The organism is Paenibacillus sp. PCH8, assembly GCF_002968835.1.
GTDB lineage: Bacteria > Bacillota > Bacilli > Paenibacillales > Paenibacillaceae > Paenibacillus.
The window spans coordinates 15300-33484 of record NZ_PKQK01000009.1; the positions used below are offsets into that span (position 1 = coordinate 15300).

Sequence of the window (18185 nt, forward strand, 5' to 3'; positions counted from 1 at the left end):
CTTACAGGTGTCACGCGCATTACAGTTTCCCCTCTCTAATGGTTCTCTTTTCGTTTGCGACTGGTCACCCACTGGCTTGTTCCGATCAGCAGCAGGGAGATCAGTACGATGGTCGTCGAAATGGCACTTCCGAAACCATAACGGTATGTTGTAAAGGTTGAATTATACATGTACGTTGCGAGCAGCTCTGTGGCATGAGCCGGGCCACCCTTGGTCATGATGTAGACCAGATCGAATGATTTCAGACTCCCCGATATACACAGGATGATCGCCACCTGAACCGTTCCCCAGATCATAGGCAAAGAGACGGATACCAGCTTTCGGATTCCTGAAGCACCATCTATTTTGGCAGCATCATGAATCTCACCCGGAATATTTTGCAGCGCAGAGATGAAGATAATCAGATACAACCCGACAAAGCTCCAGAGCAGCGGCGGTACCAAAGAGAAAATGGCAATTTTGTCATCAGACAGCCATTGCAGCTTCCAGCTTTCCAGCCCCAGTGCGTCCAGCAGAAAGTTCAGTATCCCGATCTGCGGATGATAGATATACTGCCAGATCATACCGATGACCACGGTAGATAACACCATAGGCAGGAATACCGCGGAGCGCAAAAAGCGTTGTAACGGGTTACTCTTGTGTAATATGACCGCCAGCATCAGCGCTAACGGAATCTGGCCGAATACAGATGCCAGTACAAAAATAACGTTATTTTTTAGCGCCCGCCAAAATACGGGATCATGCCAGATCTCTACGTAATTATCCACGCCAATATATTTGGATTCACCGATCCCTGACCAGTTAAAGAATCCATAATATGCTGACCACACGACCGGTACAAATACAAACAATGCATAGATGATGACAGCCGGGGCCAGCCCCAGCATAATAAAATGCCGACTTCGCAGTGCGTTCATCTGTTCACTTCCCTTCCTTTAATGCCTCTTTCAACTGGTGACTTGTCACTGACGATTACTTTCATATACAAAACCCCTCCCCTGCCGGGAAGGGGTACTAACGCATATCAGCCATGCTTGGTTGTTTATATTTTCATCATCACATGCTATAGATTTGATGATGATCACTGACTAACTGCATTGGCCTGAGCCTTCTGAATTTTAGCGGCAATATCTTCAACTTTGCCACCCATAAGCAGCTCTTGCAACGCATTATTGATGACTTCAACCGTTGCCGATCCCAGCTTGGAATCGTACACTGGCGTGATCTTCACTTCCTGCATCAAGTCATACAATTCAACGAACAAAGGGTGTGCTTTGGTTTTGTCCAGATCAATCTTATAACTCACCAGTGTACTGCTATCCAGTGTTGCCTTCTGACCATCAGGCCCTGCCAGCGCGTAGAACAACTCCATCGCCGCCTCTTTTTGAGCACCACTTAACTTCTTGCTCACGCCCAGCCCGGTTCCCACAACTCCCGATGTCGTTCTAGGCTCACCCTGACCTCCCTCCACTGGGGGAAGAATCGTAATATGGGTATTATTCAACACTTCTTCAGGTGCATTGTTCACCAGATTCGCCAGAGCCCAACCACCGTTCATGACCATCGCTGCCTTACCCTGGAAATAGAGCTGCATCATCTGAGTCTCGTCGATACTGTTGAATCCATCCTGGAATGCTTTGGTGTTACCCAGCTCTTGCATCTTGTTCAGCGCTTGAATAAATTGTGGATCCGTGAAGCTTGCGCCATCTTGCGCAGCAGCTTTCAAAAACCAGTCTGAGCCGGTGATTCGGTCAGCCAGTGTACTAAATATTGTCGATTGAGCTACCCAGTTGGCCTTGTTGCCTAGTGCCATGGGAATGACTTTATTCTGATTGAATGTAGCTATCGCCTGTTCCAGTTCCTCCCACGTCTCAGGCACTTTCACATTGTACTGTTTGAAGAGTGCTTCATTGTAATAAATGAAGGAGGTTGGCGCCAGATTCATGGGCACAGAGTAGATATCCCCGTCCACCGTATATCCGTCCAGCGCATTCGGGATAAAGTTGCCTTTCCACTCCGGCTTGGCGTCCAGCTCTGTATTGATGGGCTGTAACAGATCCCCTTTCACGAACTCTTTCGTCATGGCATCCGGCCACATGACGAACAGGTCAGGCATCTCGTTGGCAGCTGCCACCGTGCGAAGCCGGGTTTTGAGACCGTCCGTTGGCAGGCCCTCATCTACGACTTCAATATCCGGATGTGCCGTGCGAAAATCTTCAATGATTTGGCGCATTGCCACCGCCTTCGCATCCTGTCCCGTCCAGTTGTGCCAGAGTGTAACGGTTACTTTGTCATTGCCGCTGCCCCCTTCAGAGGATTCTCCGCTCGTACAAGCGGCAAGAACCATGGAGAATAGAGCCAGTACCAGAACACCTGAAAGCCATTTTTTCAACATTTCTATAATCCCCCTTGGCGATTTGATTACACTTATTGTAAATGGTAACGCTATCATATCGGTAGGTGACGATCCACGGATACAGGGGTGAAAAATATCGGTTCTCCCTTGGGCGAATCTCATGGGTGTCAGTTGGTTAAACACATACAAAAAGAGCCCTCACAGGGAGAGCTCTTTCTTGTACATGCCATCTGTAGCTTAACATAGACTATATCATGAATGAATAAGTTCTGAATCTTAAATGATGTTCATTCCATACTATTGGATGCTACTCTTCACCAGTGCTGCAAAAGCTTCCGAACCTTTCGCGGTGAGATGCACACCGTCTTTCTCAAAATAATCGTCTTGCCCTTCACTTGCACTGTTCCAGTCGATCAGTGAGACATTGTTATAATTGGAGACTGCTTCATTCAGCGCCCTGTTAACTGTTCGCTCCCATGGACGAGGTACACGGACAGTTACCAGATATACCTGATCTTCATCCTTCAGATAATCCAGAACAGTATCGAGATTTTTGGAATTGAATGATCCGTTGGTTCCTAGTTCCAATACCACCTTGCTGCCCATGCGGTTGTTCCGCTTCAACCCATCCAATACATCGGCTGCCTGCCACATCTGACGACCGACATGCCCATCCACATATACTCCCGATATCGTTTGTTCCAGATACGGCTTCGCATCCAGAATCACTGAATCGCCTATTACGGTATAATGAACCTTGCCATCCTGGGCAGGAGGTGCAATTTCTTCATTTTCCTGCGACGAATCAGACTCACCCTTATTGCCATTAGATGGTTTCGATCCTGAGTCGTCCGGTTCTTCAGAATGGTTAGTCACGGAGCCATCCCCCGGCTTAACTTCAGACGGACCGTCCTTGCCTTCATCTGCAGTGTTCTCATGTTCTCCAGGTCCGGAGTCTGAAGCAAATTCAGCTGCAGGTTTATCATTATCATGTTTGACCGGATTATCCTTTGCTCCCGCTCCAGGTGTATTACTATGAGATTCGTTCTTAGAGTCAGAGCCAGAAGTTACCGTTGGAGCTGGTATGACATCTTGCCCCTGTTCCTCCACTACCGTATTATCTCCATTTAGTATGGTGGACATCGACGCCGAATGGGAATCGGAGTTCGCTGCATTTGAGACCATCATATGTGACACTGTATAGGATAATAACAGAATCGTTGTCAAGAGACCTGCTCGCTTCCACCATACATTACGTATGCCAAACGCCGTTCGACCTCTTCCCCATAACCGGGACAACGATTCACGGAATCCGTTGTACCGAATCGGATTTTCAATATATTTAAGTGACAAAGAAGCCAATACAACCGTTGCAACAACCTGTAGCAGTATTCGCACAGGATGCGCGCCTCCCGTATCTACCGCAGGACTCGTTAGAATAATAACTGGATAATGCCATAGATATAGTCCGTAAGATCGCTCTCCAACCCAACGTAGTGGTGTCGCTCCAATGATGCGTGCGAGGAAGGATGACGGATGAGCCAATACCGCTACTAACAACGTCGTTGCCATGGCCTGAAGCACCATGCCTCCTTGATACAAAGATGGATCATATTCACTACTGTTCAGCATCATGTAGATCAACAATGCAAGTGCCGCCAGTCCCGACAGATCGAGGACAAGCCGGTTCATGCCAGACAGAGAACTCGACAGCTTACGACTCGGCCACACTACGGCAAGCGCAGCACCTGCAAGCAGAGCAAATGCTCGCGTGTCTGTTCCATAATATACACGGCTCGGGTCCAGATCCGGATTATACATAATGGCCATTGCGCCAGCAGACAATTCAGCTGCAACGACAATGAAGACGACCAGCCATCCCTTTCTTTTGAACAATACAATCGCTGCGATCAGAAGAAGAGGCCATATGAGGTAAAATTGCTCTTCCACAGCCAGTGACCAGAAATGTCCAAACGGTGATGGTGGTCCGAAACTTTCAAAATAGGAAACGTTGTGAAAGATATACCACCAATTGCTTATGTATAATACACCCGAGACGATATCACCACGCAGCGCAGTGAGCCGGGAAGGATCTGTAACGAGCAACCAGATCATAACTACAGCGGTCATGGTTAGCATACCTGGGAGCAGACGCCTTGCCCGCCTTACCCAAAAATCACCAAGTGCGATGCGTCCATGGTCCTGCCACTGTGACACAAGAATATCCGTGATCAGGTATCCGGAGAGAACAAAAAATATACCTACACCGAGCAGTCCGCCCGGAATAAAATCCAAATTCAGATGATACGCGATTACTGCAAGTACTGCGATGGCTCGCAAGCCATCCAGTCCGTTCATATGTCGCTTACTCTTCAATGATTGTGACATGTATGCCCCTCCTTGATACTGTGAGTCAATAACATCGTTGTCTGGGGCACTACTAAACTCTTGATCGTTCTGGTTGTCATTAACATATACGTATTGCACCTTCCATCTTTCATTTACAACATAAGAAAAGCTTCTGTTTGAAGCACTATCCGATGATGCGACATTCTGTGTGAATTCTATAATCTTAAAGAAGACGAGTTGCCTGTCCATTAAGTTTAATTATTAAAATATTCTTTATATTCATTCGTGAGTTCACGTTTAGCATTATACGCCCGAAATAAGCCTCATACTTTACAGGAATAGTTACAAACGATTAAACCGATGTAACCTTTCCTGCCAGCTCATATAGCTGTAAAATCATACTCTAATTTTGTCGTTAAATATAGTACTTTTCATCGAGTGGCTAAAATTACCTGTCCTGCTTGCGCAAACCAGCATACCCACGCACACATCGATTGAAACAATTGAATCCATAACAAAAGGCTGCCGACTTGCTCAGCAGCCAATATCCATTATAAACCTATGTCAGACCGGATTGAAAGTTTTGCTCATAATTGCTTCTTCTTGCCTAGGACCCTAGAGGTGGAACGGGTGAATCTTTTCTTCTGTCCTCGCATCCATGATCCGGTATGCTGAACGCCCTGTGTACATTGGGATTTGCAACTTCTCCAGATCAACCATTCCATTCTCCAGAAAGTACTTCTGATCCTGATATCGCTGCAACACTTCGCCTGCAATCCATTCATGGTCACCATATGTCGTAATCTCCATAACCTTGCATTCATAAGCAAAATAAGCGTCTGTCAAAATGGGTACACTTACCTTGATTCCTTCCTCATATGGAATGCCGAATCTTGTGAATTTATCCGTATCTCTCCCACTGAACGTTCCTGCAGCTTGAATCCACTCCGATCGATGACCTGGCAGGAAGTGAACACCGAATACACCGCTCTTCTCAATGAGTTCATAGGAGTATGTTTCCTTACGAAGGGAGATGCCATATACGCCTGGTGATGATCCGATGTATGTATGCCATCCGGACGCCATCACATTCTGGACTCCCTCATGACGTGAAGTCACCACCGCTACCATTCCAGGATAAGAATAAAATATGGGTTCTTCTATCGGCTGACGCATCTAATCCCCTCTCTTCTTCGTTATAAAGACAACTTTAATTATAAAGGAAAGAAACAGGTTGAAAAAGCGTTTTGCAGAGGATTTCGCTATAAGCGACACATTCAGTATCATGTTATACTGAGATGGTCAATTTCTAAAAAATACGATACTGGGAATGTGATAGGATATGGCCAAATCAGTCAAATATACCTCCTAAATAAAGACATTATTCAAATTTAGGAGGTTATAACTTATGTTTAATTCAATCGTGTTAGATCAGTGGGATCGAAAGCCTTACTTTGACCACTACTTGAATCAGGTCAGATGTACCTACAGCATGACTGCTAATCTGGATATCACTCTATTGATCAACGAACTGAAGCTTAAAGGATTGAAGTTCTATCCGGCTCTTATTCATATGATCTCTACGGTTGTCAATGCACACAGGGAATTTCGAAACTGTTTTGATGCCGAGGGGAGATTGGGCTATTGGGACGAAATGTCTCCGAGTTATACGATTTTTCATGAGGACGACAAAAGTTTCTCAACGATCTGGACGGCATTCCATGAAGATTTCGAGACGTTCCACATTCGTTATCTGGAAGATATGAAGAATTACAAAGATCACAAACAATTTGTTGCCAAACCCAATGAACCGCCAAATACTTTTCCCGTTTCCAGTATTCCTTGGGTGAACTTTACGGGATTTAATCTGAATATTTATAATGAGGGAACCTACTTGTTGCCTATTTTCACGATGGGAAAATATGTTCAACAGAACGATAAAGTATATCTTCCCTTATCCGTTCAGTTACATCACGCTGTGTGCGACGGCTACCATGCTGGTGTTGTATTTAATGAATTGCAATCACTTGCAGATCGATGCCAGGATTGGTGTTAGTTAGCTAAATGACAAAAAGGCATTCCTGACTTCATGATGGAGTCATGGAACGCCTTTTCTCTTTTACTTTTTTCAAAAGATATTTAATTACATTTGCTGTACCCACAGTTGCTGCATGTTCTGCACCCTTCCACATTGACTAGGGAAGCCGAGCCACATGAAGGACATAAATCTCTCGATTCGGTAAAGGTTTTCTGATCCTCGCCTGCTTCTGCTTTGGGATGTTGACTCCGTATATCGACCTTCGGAATCGTGCTCTTCACTTGGGCCTGCTTTTCAGCTAGTTCTACCTCGTTCTCTTGACCGACACTTTGTACATTGCTCTGTACATGACTTTCCAATGCTTTGGCGACTGCATCAGCAATCGATTCCACCCGGTTAGCTCCGAAGCCAATCGCTCCCGAACCACCGATTCCCTTGAGATGTTTGATCAACAGTTCAATCTTGTGCCCATGATCCCCGTATCGAAGGAACAGAGAGCATACTCGACCGAGTGCCTCAGCCATGGCAAACACGTCCGATCCCGCTTTGCCCACGTTCAGGAAGATCTCACCCGGCGTTCCCTCCAGATCATTGATCGTAATGTAAGCCATTCCAAATGGCGTATTGATTTTGTATGTCGCACCGCGCAGTACTTGAGGACGGCTTCTGTATTGTTTATCCAGCACTGTGGCAGATGAAGACGCTTCAACTGAAGTATGGTCTTCACCATCAACCTCGATACTGAAAGCTTCAACACCTGCCCGCTCACCGATATTATTCGAGTTATCTATTGCAGATACGACAGCCTTCTTTCCTGCTTCCGCAGTGTTCTGATCTTCGGCCTGGGTCTCTTCCTTCTTCGACGTGGACAACACCTGCACATCCCTGCTGCCATCGCGGTATATCGTTACTCCCTTGCAGCCAAGGTCGAAGGCCAGTTCGTACAGCTCAGCCGTATCCTCCACTGTAAAATCAGCCGGACAGTTGGCCGTCTTCGAGATCGAACTATCCACCCATTGCTGAATCGCAGCCTGCACCCGGATGTGATTCTCAGCCGACAAATCCATCGCCGTCACATAATAGTCTGGTAAAGCTTCACCCGGATGTTCATCCAGCCAGTCTTGTGCAATCGGTACGAACTGTTCATCATAACCTAGACGGCTTTGACGGAAATACTTGAAGGCGAAATACGGCTCAATACCTGTTGATGTGCCCACCATCGTACCTGTACTTCCCGTTGGCGCTTGTGTGATCAGTGTGACATTTCGAATGCCCTGTTTACGGATGACCTCTCCCACTTCAGGGTACGTCGCAACCATGTTTTTCATTAATCCACTCTGTAAGTACGGTTCGGCTTCGAAAGCTGGGAAAGCTCCTTTCTCTGCTGCAATCTCTGCCGATGCCAGATAGGCCTCCTTCGCCATGAATCCATACAGTTTATCCAGAAAAACAAGAGATTCAGGACTGCCGTATCGAATACGCAGCTTAATCATCAGCTCCGCCAGTCCCATTGTGCCAAGCCCAACCCGGCGTTCACGCTGCTGATTCAGTTTATTTTCCTCAAAATGATATGGTGTTGCATCGATAACATTGTCCAAAAATCTAGCCGAGATGCGAGTGGTTTCCGCCAGTTCATCCCATGCCACATCATGATTTGTTTCATCGTAGAATTTGGACAGATTAATGGCAGACAGATTACATACACCCCAGCCAGGCAGGCCTTGTTCCCCGCACGGATTAGTACAGATAATCGGATTGAAGTACCAGCTGTTGGACATCTGGTTGTAGTACTCCATGAATACCACACCAGGCTCTGCCGATTTCCAGGCTGATTCAATAATGGCATGCCAGATTTTGCGAGCCTTCAGCGTACGATAGTGCACCACCGAATGACCTGCGGCTTTCCATTGCTGCATATCCCCGTTCCACTCGGTATCATAGTCTGGATCGTTCGTATCGGGAAAAACCAAATCCCAATCTCCGTCCTGCTTGACAGCCTCCATAAATGCGTTGCTCACACATACAGACAGATTGGCATTCGTCACCTGTCCCATCGTTTGTTTCACAGTAATAAAATCAAGCACATCCGGATGCCAGTCATTCATCATCAGCATGAGCGCACCCCGGCGGCTTCCGCCCTGTTCAATCAGTCCAGTCGTATAACTGAACAAGCCACCCCACGATACGGAACCGCTGGATGATCCGTTGACACCTTTCACCACTGCCCGACGAGGACGCAAAGAAGATAGATTAATGCCCACGCCTCCCCCGCGTGCCATAATTTCCGTCATTTCGGTCAAGGTTCTCATGATGCCGCCCCGGCTGTCATGGGGGGACGGAATCACATAACAATTGAAGAGTGTCAGCTCATCACTTGCACCAGCACCCGCAGCAATTCGGCCACCGGGCACCAGCTTCCAGTCCTCCAGTACGGAGCGGAACCTTGACTCCCACGTTGCCCGCTGATCTGCTGTGGATTCGACAGAGGCCATCGCTTTGGCAAGGCGATCCCACATTTCTTCGGGCGTTTTCTCTATATTAAGTGTCAGCTTCTCCACATTTGTCTCGACAATCTCTCCGCTCCGGGTCCTTACTTGTACAAGTTGACCCTGACGTTCTATGATTTCGCCGACTTCCTTCGTTGGAAACTTGGGATCATCCTTCGTTAATACCAACACAACATCCCCGACCTTCGCATGATTGGAATCAGCGTCCTTCCAAGCGTATCGGTCCAGAAATATTTTCTCGCTAAGTCCTTCCAACTTGTACGATCCTTCGTTCGATTTCATCGCTACGTTCAACCTCCCCGGAATAACAGCTACATTTTTCACTATACAAGTAAAATATGAATAAACACCACATATAGTGATATAAATTCAGTATATTACACCATATATTGATTTCCCATGCGACTTTTATCATAGTTGTCTACATATCTTCCCACGCAAGGCCAAGTTTTTTTGTGAATAAACTGTAGTTCACATTGGTTCAACTAAACTTTTTACACAAGAACGGAGAGGACAGAAATAACCTGAAGAAGCGAAGCGTTCGCCTAAAAGCTTTCTGAAAGAAAGCTGCATCGAAAGCATACGCTATCCCCGGATTTTCCTCTTAGGAGAAGGGAATCAAAAAAATCTGGGGATAACAGCGATCGGAAGGTTATTCTGTCATCGGAGTGACAAGTGTAAATATTCCTTATTTGAACCCACATAGTTATGAACTGACTCTCATTCGTCCATACTATTACCTACGAATAAAACGTCATCACGTATGGCAGGGGAGGAATCACCATGAACCGGAAAAACCCGCACCACATAAATCAGCCTGTAGCTGAACTTCCCGTTCCTTTGGAATTTGATCGGAGCTGGATCAATCAGTTGGAATCACGACTGGATAAAGGAGGTCCTTGGGGGATTACCGACTCTTTCAACTGGGCATTCAAGCCGAAGAGACCAATCTGATTCCTAATTTTGACGAGATCCAGTGTTTGAAGCATCTACAGGGCCTTACTCCGCTACCTCACCAGATGGACACTGCACGCAGAGTATTATTTGAAATGTCAGGCCGGGCCATTCTCGCCGATGAAGTGGGTCTTGGCAAAACCATTGAAGCCGGTCTCATTCTGAAAGAATATATGGTTCGTGGTCTCGTATCCAAAGTGCTTATTCTCGTGCCTGCATCCCTTGTGCTGCAATGGGTGAGGGAATTAAATTCAAAATTTGGCATACCTGCCATCGCTCAGAAAAAGGCCTATTCCTGGAAAAATGAAGTGGTTGTGGCTTCCATGGATACGGCTAAACGTGATCCACATAAAGATATGCTGCTGAATACCGATTACGACATGATCATTATTGACGAGGCTCACAAACTCAAAAACAAAAAAACAACTAACTATCAATTCATGCTGAAATTGCGCAAAAAGTATTGTCTGCTACTCACGGCTACACCTGTGCAGAACGACATGAGTGAGTTGTTCAATCTGATCAACCTGCTGAAGCCGGGCCAGCTGGGTCGTCAGGGTGATTTTGCGGCCAACTTTGTCGTCGACAAACGTGTTCCGAAAAATCAGGAGCAGCTCAAGAATGAGTTGTCCAAAGTCATGATCCGCAACCGACGCGGCGAAGGCCCCGTTCAATTTACCAAACGGAACGTCTCCAATATAAATCTGCAACTTTCGCCCGAAGAACAGGCGCTATACGATGGTGTGACTTCTTTTGTTAAGGATCAGTATCAGGAAGCTGGCGGCAATCTGAGCAGTATGCTATCTCTTGTCACCTTGCAGCGGGAAGTATGCAGCAGTCGGGATGCCGTGTTTGTTACGCTGGTTAATCTGTCGAAGAAACTTCCACTGGACTCCCCTCTTCGCGACAAGATCTGGGAACTGGTTGCCCACATCAAAGCGATCAAGGAAAATACCAAAGCCGAGAAAACGATGGAACTGGTTCGGGACATGAATGAAAAAGTGATTATTTTCACCGAATACCGGGCAACGCAGGAATATCTGCTGAACTATTTCCGTAACAACGGACTTACGGCTGTACCCTATCGGGGCGGCATGAATCGGGGCAAAAAAGACTGGATGATGGACCTCTTCCGGGGGCGTGTACAAGCCATGATTGCAACCGAAGCAGGTGGCGAAGGCATTAATCTGCAATTCTGTCATCACATGATTAACTTCGATCTGCCTTGGAACCCCATGCGGGTGGAGCAGCGGATCGGTCGGGTACATCGGCTGGGACAACAGAATGATGTGAATATTTTCAACCTTTCAACAACGGGAACCATTGAGGAACACATTCTGCATCTGTTGCATGAGAAGATCAATATGTTCGAGATGGTCATCGGTGGACTGGATGTCATCCTGGAACGACTGGAGAAGAAAGAATCCATTGAGAAAAGTTTGTACAAAATTATACTGGAATCACAAAATGAAGAGGATATTCGCAGCAAAATGGATTCACTTGGACAATCGCTGAGCTCTATACAGCGTGAAGTTGCGGATGAGGGGCCTCTGATTACGAGACTTGATCTCCACAAGGGAGGTAGCTGATCATGACCATGTCTTCTCATGAAGTGCAGGCTTATGTTCTCACCTATCTGGAAGCCCTCGATTGTCAGATCATGGAACGATCCCCTACCTATGTAACGGTCAAGCTCTCACCTGAAGCAGACAAAGCGCTGACCAACCGACCCTATTATTGGGGATTCGTGGAGCGAACCGGGGCGCCTGCAGAGACGATGTCGTTTACATTTGTTTTTGATCCGGATAGCTACCAACAAACCATTGAAGCTGCCGAAGCCAAAGCCGCACAAGCATCACCATCGGTTACACCTGACCCTGAACCACCCAAAGATACCATTCTAGGCCGTTACTTCGGCATCACTCCATCCCTGCCACAGCTGGGACCGGGGCGAATATTGCGTGAGGACGTGGTATACGGTAGCCGCAGGTTACAACAAATTTTTGGTGCAGCTCGTGAAGGCGGTGCCTTCGTGAACCTGTTCGAGCAGGCGGCCAAACGCCAATTGCGCGCTACAGCGCCTGCCGTGTATGAGCCTTGGCTCGGTGTCTGTTTCAAGGTGGAATTTGCTTGTGATTTGAAACGGGAAGAACTACATTTTCTCGGCATCTCTCTTCGATCGGGTGAAATTATGGAGAAATTCAGCACCAAGCTGAACCGACGGGATCTCAGTCCGCGGCTAGCGGAGAACATGCATGTGCAGGCGGCTAAAGTTTCGTTATCCGATGCGGGAGCTGCTTTGGAATCTCATTTGACCAACCGCTTGCTGGAACTCGATTATAGCTGGGCAGAGAAAGCCAAAGAGCGACTCGCCCTGGAGCTGGACGTGGTGGACACGTATTATGAAGCGGTACTTCGGGAAGATATGCCTGAAGTAGAATCAACGGGTAACTTAGCCTTAGACACGGAGAATGTCTATACGAATCACACGCCACCCGTACCATTGAAACCCGTTATTGGCATCTCCAACGCTAACCCCATTGGAGCAGATGTAGAACTGGCCGCGGAGGCAGCAGTACAGGCAGACCTTGAGACAGATTCCGAAGAAGAGAAAGCGAGACAAGCGGTAATGGACCGTGAAGCCATGAAACTGCAATACGAGACACGCCGTACCGAAATGATCTGGCAATACGAACCCAAAGTGAAGGTCACAGCCATTAGCAGTGGCATGTTTCACTTACGATAGACGAAGACACTACTTTTCCTGCAAATGCTGGCAAAAGTAGTGTTTATTCATGATCAGCTACCCGACAGGTTGCAGCAACCTTTGCATAGCCTGTCCCCTAGAATGAAATATAGAAACGTTCCTGTAGCGGATAACAAAGAAGAAGGTGTTAATATGAAACGACTCTTTCACACGCAATGGAAGACTGTTCGGAGAACAACCTGTATGACCTTGGGCTTGCTCAGTTGTGCTGCCCTGCTCTCCTTCTGGTCTATTGCAAATGCTGAGAATAGAACATTCTCTTCACCAGTGCTTGCATCATCAACAGCGTATAGCCTCGAACATAATCAATTTCCGAATAACGAGACAGCCCCTGTTACTGTGCAGCAGTTTGCACAACAACAAGCTGTTGCACTCGACTCAGCTAACCCGGAAGCACACTGGAAGAACGCCGAACTGGACTTTTATCCTCTGGGTCCGGGCACACATAGCTGGCTTGTGCAAGCTGCATTTGAAGGGAAATCAATCGGATATATGATTATTACAGCCACACAACAGGGGCAATTAAAGCTGAGTGAGTATGGTCAGGGAGAACAATCACCCTATAATAATGAACTTCTCGGTCAGGCCCTGAAACGACAACATGTGAACCTTGCGGCGTTACTTTCTGGCAGAGGAGAGCTCCATCTTCGATATGCTCTTCCCCTGCTGGCTTACTGGAAAGTGGAACGACCGAATCATCTCGCACTTTATATTGATGCTACGAACGGAGATTTGTTACCGTCAGAACTTCCGGAACTTCTGGAGACTGACTCTGTACCGTTCTCTTTAAGCATACGTAATTCATCCATTACTTCAGCCTCAGCTTCAGGTTTATCAGCCGAATCACTTCATCTGCGAACCGAATTCAATCCGGCTGACAATCTGTTATGGATTACATCCAAACCTGTTGCTGCCAACCGGGTACAAGATGTGATACAACACAGTACGCATCGAGAGCTTGTTTTCTCAGCAAATGAACGTAATATCATATATGGTGGTCCTCTGCCAGTTAGCGGCTATCAGTTGTGGCACACAGATCATGGGAAAGAGTCCATTCCGTATGTGGCGATTGGCGGCAATACATCTGTTCAACGGTTTGTTCCTTTAAGTACCTTGCTGCAAGATGGTCAATTTCACATCGTTAAGCCTTGATCGATCAAAGGCTAAAACTCAGATCATATTCCTAAACAAAAACGTCCACAATAAATAAGACGCCATCCCATATTTCAAAGGGATTGCGTCTTTTGTGGTTTTATATTAACGAGGTCCTCATTGGTTATTACCTTTTATCCGAAGAACCCCGTTGATGAGACTGTGAATCCATTGCCTTTTCTTTTTTACCTACCCACAGGGATACAGCGAAAGGAATCATGCCGAACCACTTCATAGTCCACGGCTCTTTCCTTTTGGCGCGGTCTTTCCGCTCATCCTTCGGAGTATCGATGTAATGAACCACACGCTGCGTAATGTATCTAACCAATTCATCACTTTTGGCCATAACCTCTGCCTCCTTCGCTCCTGCACTTTGCGGAGCTTACGATAGTTCTATTGTGTGCAGGATGTGCCATGGTTAAACATTTTTTATTGCAAAGAGTATGAAAACCATCAAAATGCACAGTCTAATGCCAAAGGTATCCATACAGTCATGAATCTGTATTCGGTACCCATTTGATGAAGGAGTGTGTATTCCCATGTATAAGCTGTTAACCGCTTCGGTAGCCTTGCTGATTAGTTTCCATTGTCTCACCCCTCTGCCCCATGTCGCTCATGGTCAAGGAGCCTATCGTGCCGGATCTCCAAGTTCGGAGCATGCCATCCCATCACCGTTCCATCCGTCCATGATGCCGGTGACGGATGGAGATGCTTATCGCTCCAGTCATCATGCCTTTGCAGCCCCTGTTATCCTGCTCGATGTTGGCCATGGCGGTATTGATGGTGGAACAACTGCCCATGGTGTTCTGGAAAAGGACATCAACCTTGCCATCAGCCAAAAGGTGTATCTCCTGCTCCGCAGCAAAGGATATGCCGTCATCATCAACAGACTCGGTGATTATGCACTCAGTGATGAGAACCGGTGGCTGAACAGCCGCTCACGTCATCGCAGGGATCTTGCCCAGCGCAAAAGCCTAAGCGAAGAAGTGAGTACAGATATCGTTGTCAGCATCCATGCGAACTGGAGTCCCCGATCGACTACATACGGCCCGGTGGTACTTCACCAGAAGGAAGGCAGGAGCTATCTGTTGGCCCAATCTATTCAGGATGCCATGAACGACTTGTATGGTACTGGGCGCGGGGTCGTGTGGGGCAAGCCCTTCTATTTGTTGAATTACGTGAAGCAGCCTGCTGTCATTGTCGAGACCGGATTTTTGAGCAATGCCGCAGATCGGGCTAGACTGAGTGATCCAGCAGAGCAAAAAAGAATGGCCCAATCCATTGCAAACGGCATTATTTATTATCTGTCGGTAGTGTAGGAGCAGCATGCCAGTTCCACACTTCACGCACCAGATCACCAATACCTACGAACTCCACCTGATTCTGAAGACGAGTGGCCGATTCACGAACTACAGCAGATGTGTTTAACCCGGTATGGCCTACGTGACCTATTACAACACAATTATTTTTGTCGATTGCACGCTGAGTCGCCAGAACCATTTGCTTGCGAATGTGCTGCTTGGAGTTTTGATCATCCAGGAATATATCATTCCCTACAGGTGGCATATTTTTGGATATAGCCAGTTCTCCCACCACGGAGCGGAAGTTCGTACGGCTATCGACAAAAAAGAGTCCTCGCTCTTTGCATACATCGAGCACTATGGACATGATGCGCTTGTCGGATGTGATTTTGGAGCCCATATGATTGTTCATGCCAATTGCGTGGGGGACATCGTCAATCGCTTTCTCCACGCGTTCACGGACCTCTTTATCTGTAAGATTGGATGTAATTGCACCCGGTCCAAGCCACTCTGGCCTTCCTTTTTTGGGTTCCATAGGCATGTGCACAATCACATCCATCCCCTTTTCGTGTGCAGCATTCGCATCTTTTTGTGTTGTAGACAAGAAAGGCATCACCGCTACCGTCAGTTTGATTGGCATCGCCAGAATCTCTGCTGTTCCTTTCATGTCATTCCCAACGTCATCAATGATAATCGCCAGCCTTTTATGATCGGATGGAGACTGTACATCTGAAATCAACTTCTCTTCCTGAACGCCTGAGGCAATCACTGTGGATAGTCCTCCAAAACCATAAACGCAAATGATGAACAAAAGCGTAATACCTCTTATTCCATAAATCCTGTTTTTTCTGCTCATTATCATTTTCCTCCCTCATTGCTGTTTCCTCATTGTTTGATAATGTAGGGAGTTATATGTAAGCAAAGGTCTGCCAGCGGTTAAAGAAATTTGGATAAATTCAAAAAACCTGCGTATTTCGCAGGTTTTCTTCATAACTCATTATGATTGGTATGACTCACCCCTCCGGATTATAGATAAAGGAAAGGCTCCTTCGCATCCATAAACTGTACAGGGATATCACCAACAAGTGGCTGTAACCATTCAGCCATATGTTTCATTCCCCATTCTTCACTTCGCTCATGCCCCAACACCAGCATAGCCTTGTTCATTCCGAGCATCGTCGCATCGTTGACATAGGCGCACAGCGTCCACTCCGTAATTTCGCCACAAAGCATCACGTCAAGCTGCTGCTCCTTCATTAATTCCATCGGCATGGACTCTTTTCCCAACCCAAGACTTCCACCCCCGACAAGAATCCCAATTCGGGAACAAGGCATATCCGGACGACCCACCAGTTGAATAACATCCATCCGAAGCTTCTGCTTCAGAAATTTCGCCAGTTCGCCCGTGGTTGTCGCTTCAATCTCATATATCCACGGAAATTCATATGGAACCTGATTCGTCTCCCAACCCAGTTCTTTAAGCAGACCTGTATAGATTCGATCCGGTTTGGCCATATGCATATAGTCGTGATATCTCCAAATAGCCATGCCGGTATTTTCTATTAGCTGTCGTTTGGCCTCGTAGACAGGGTCCTGTTGAATCCAGTCCTGTTGATCTGCTCCCGTATAGTAGGAAGGCTCGTGTGTAATAATAAGGTTGGCTCCGGCCGCATATGCCTGCCGGATTACATCAACGGTAGCCATATAAGTCGTTACAATCCCTGTAACTACTGTACTTCCCTTTCCAGCGACAAGCACATCCCCTGTTGTAGGCAATCGATTATCCCCACAAGAGTCCTGCATCACCTGTTCCATCACTTGCTGTACATTCATCGGTCTTCCTCCTTGGATCGTTTCTTCATTAGCCTTTTACCGCACCAACAATAATGCCCTTGGTCAAATATTTCTGTAAGAACGGGAAAACTAGAATGATTGGCAAGATACCGATAATCGCCATAGCCATACGTACCGCTGTACTCGGCAGCTCAACTGCATTAGCCCCCAGCAAAGTGCTGGCCTGGCTTGATTTCAAAAACTGAATATTGTTCATTAATCGAATGAGCATATTCTGGATGCCATAGTATTGTGGTTTCGTAATAAAGTAAAGGGCATTGATCCAGTCATTCCAGTATGCAAGTCCCATGAACAAACCTACTGTCGCGAGCACCGGAACAGAGAGTGGCAGCATCATTCGGTAGAAAATACGAAGCTCGGATGCACCATCCATCTGCGCTGACTCAATCAGATCGACAGGAATGTTGTTACTGTAGAAATTACGAATCAGCAACACATAAAATCCATTTGTCAACAAATTGGGTATAATAAGCGCAGCAAAGGTATCCTTGATGTGAAAATATTTGGTCCACAAGATGTAGGACGGGACAATACCTCCACTGAACAGCATTGTAAAAAACACTACAAACGCAAGCAGGTTACGGTATTTGAAATCTTTGCGCGACATGGGATACGCCAGCATGCTTGTTATTAACAGCCCCATCCCAGTCCCGATCGTCGTCACCAGAAAAGACACACCATACGCTCTGATAAACGTTGATGCAGAGGACATCATATATACATAAGCATCGAGACTAAACTTCTCCGGGAAAAAGCTGTATCCATTTCGAATTAAGGCCGACTCATCGGTAAAAGAAGCCACGAGAATCAGAACAAACGGCAGAAATGCGAGCAACGTAAATATTCCCATGGCGATTCCGGAAAACACAACAAATATGCGTTCACCTTTAGTTCGAATCACGGTGTT

The 18185-nt window shown here is 46.7% G+C and carries 13 protein-coding genes and 1 pseudogene; 5 read left to right on the forward strand and 9 right to left on the reverse strand.

Going from position 1 to position 18185, the window contains the following annotated elements; all coding sequences use genetic code 11:
• Positions 1-35 precede the first annotated feature (35 nt).
• The 4 genes from C0Q44_RS28725 to C0Q44_RS28740 form a co-directional block, all read right to left on the reverse strand.
• A complete protein-coding gene (locus tag C0Q44_RS28725; protein ID WP_105410562.1) occupies positions 36-917 on the reverse strand; it encodes a carbohydrate ABC transporter permease in 882 nt (293 codons plus the stop codon).
• A gap of 164 nt (positions 918-1081) precedes the next feature.
• The gene (locus C0Q44_RS28730; protein ID WP_105410563.1) at positions 1082-2395 is read right to left on the reverse strand and encodes an extracellular solute-binding protein; all 1314 of its coding nucleotides are present in this window, start codon (positions 2393-2395) and stop codon (positions 1082-1084) included.
• A gap of 258 nt (positions 2396-2653) precedes the next feature.
• A complete protein-coding gene (locus C0Q44_RS28735) occupies positions 2654-4744 on the reverse strand; it encodes an acyltransferase family protein (protein WP_105410564.1) in 2091 nt (696 codons plus the stop codon).
• Positions 4745-5320: 576 nt separating this feature from the next.
• Entirely contained in the window at positions 5321-5881 is a 561-nt protein-coding gene (locus C0Q44_RS28740) for a flavin reductase family protein (protein WP_076318443.1), read from the reverse strand.
• 232 nt (positions 5882-6113) lie between these two features.
• On the opposite strand from C0Q44_RS28740, the gene catA reads away from it, so the two are divergent.
• Positions 6114-6761 carry a type A chloramphenicol O-acetyltransferase gene (gene catA, locus C0Q44_RS28745; protein ID WP_105410565.1) on the forward strand — a complete coding sequence of 216 codons (648 nt, stop codon included), beginning with the start codon at positions 6114-6116 and terminating at the stop codon, positions 6759-6761.
• A gap of 83 nt (positions 6762-6844) precedes the next feature.
• Here catA and C0Q44_RS28750 read toward each other — a convergent pair whose 3' ends face one another.
• A complete protein-coding gene (locus tag C0Q44_RS28750) occupies positions 6845-9532 on the reverse strand; it encodes an adenosylcobalamin-dependent ribonucleoside-diphosphate reductase (protein ID WP_105410566.1) in 2688 nt (895 codons plus the stop codon).
• 501 nt (positions 9533-10033) lie between these two features.
• Between C0Q44_RS28750 and C0Q44_RS28755 the strand changes: the two are divergent.
• The 3 genes and pseudogenes from C0Q44_RS28755 (at position 10034) to C0Q44_RS28765 (ending at position 14123) form a co-directional block, all read left to right on the forward strand.
• A pseudogene (locus C0Q44_RS28755) lies at positions 10034-11793 on the forward strand (DEAD/DEAH box helicase).
• 2 nt (positions 11794-11795) lie between these two features.
• A complete protein-coding gene (locus tag C0Q44_RS28760) occupies positions 11796-12950 on the forward strand; it encodes a YqhG family protein (protein ID WP_258166607.1) in 1155 nt (384 codons plus the stop codon).
• A 102-nt stretch (positions 12951-13052) separates the two neighbouring features.
• Positions 13053-14123, forward strand: a complete 1071-nt coding sequence (locus C0Q44_RS28765) for a hypothetical protein (protein WP_181151218.1) — start codon at positions 13053-13055, stop codon at positions 14121-14123.
• Positions 14124-14250: 127 nt separating this feature from the next.
• Here C0Q44_RS28765 and C0Q44_RS28770 read toward each other — a convergent pair whose 3' ends face one another.
• A complete protein-coding gene (locus C0Q44_RS28770) occupies positions 14251-14469 on the reverse strand; it encodes a YqzE family protein (RefSeq protein ID WP_105410568.1) in 219 nt (72 codons plus the stop codon).
• A 193-nt stretch (positions 14470-14662) separates the two neighbouring features.
• Between C0Q44_RS28770 and C0Q44_RS28775 the strand changes: the two genes are divergently transcribed.
• A complete protein-coding gene (locus C0Q44_RS28775; protein WP_258166608.1) occupies positions 14663-15442 on the forward strand; it encodes an N-acetylmuramoyl-L-alanine amidase family protein in 780 nt (259 codons plus the stop codon).
• On the opposite strand, the gene C0Q44_RS28780 is transcribed toward C0Q44_RS28775, so the two are convergent.
• The 3 genes from C0Q44_RS28780 to C0Q44_RS28790 form a co-directional block, all read right to left on the reverse strand.
• Positions 15417-16280 (reverse strand): divergent polysaccharide deacetylase family protein, encoded by an 864-nt coding sequence (locus C0Q44_RS28780; protein WP_258166609.1) that lies wholly within the window; start codon positions 16278-16280, stop codon positions 15417-15419. The genes C0Q44_RS28775 and C0Q44_RS28780 overlap by 26 nt on opposite strands.
• A gap of 170 nt (positions 16281-16450) precedes the next feature.
• A complete protein-coding gene (locus tag C0Q44_RS28785; protein ID WP_105410569.1) occupies positions 16451-17257 on the reverse strand; it encodes a Nif3-like dinuclear metal center hexameric protein in 807 nt (268 codons plus the stop codon).
• 28 nt (positions 17258-17285) lie between these two features.
• Positions 17286-18179, reverse strand: a complete 894-nt coding sequence (locus C0Q44_RS28790; protein ID WP_105410570.1) for a carbohydrate ABC transporter permease — start codon at positions 18177-18179, stop codon at positions 17286-17288.
• Between the last annotated feature and the right edge of the window lie 6 nt (positions 18180-18185).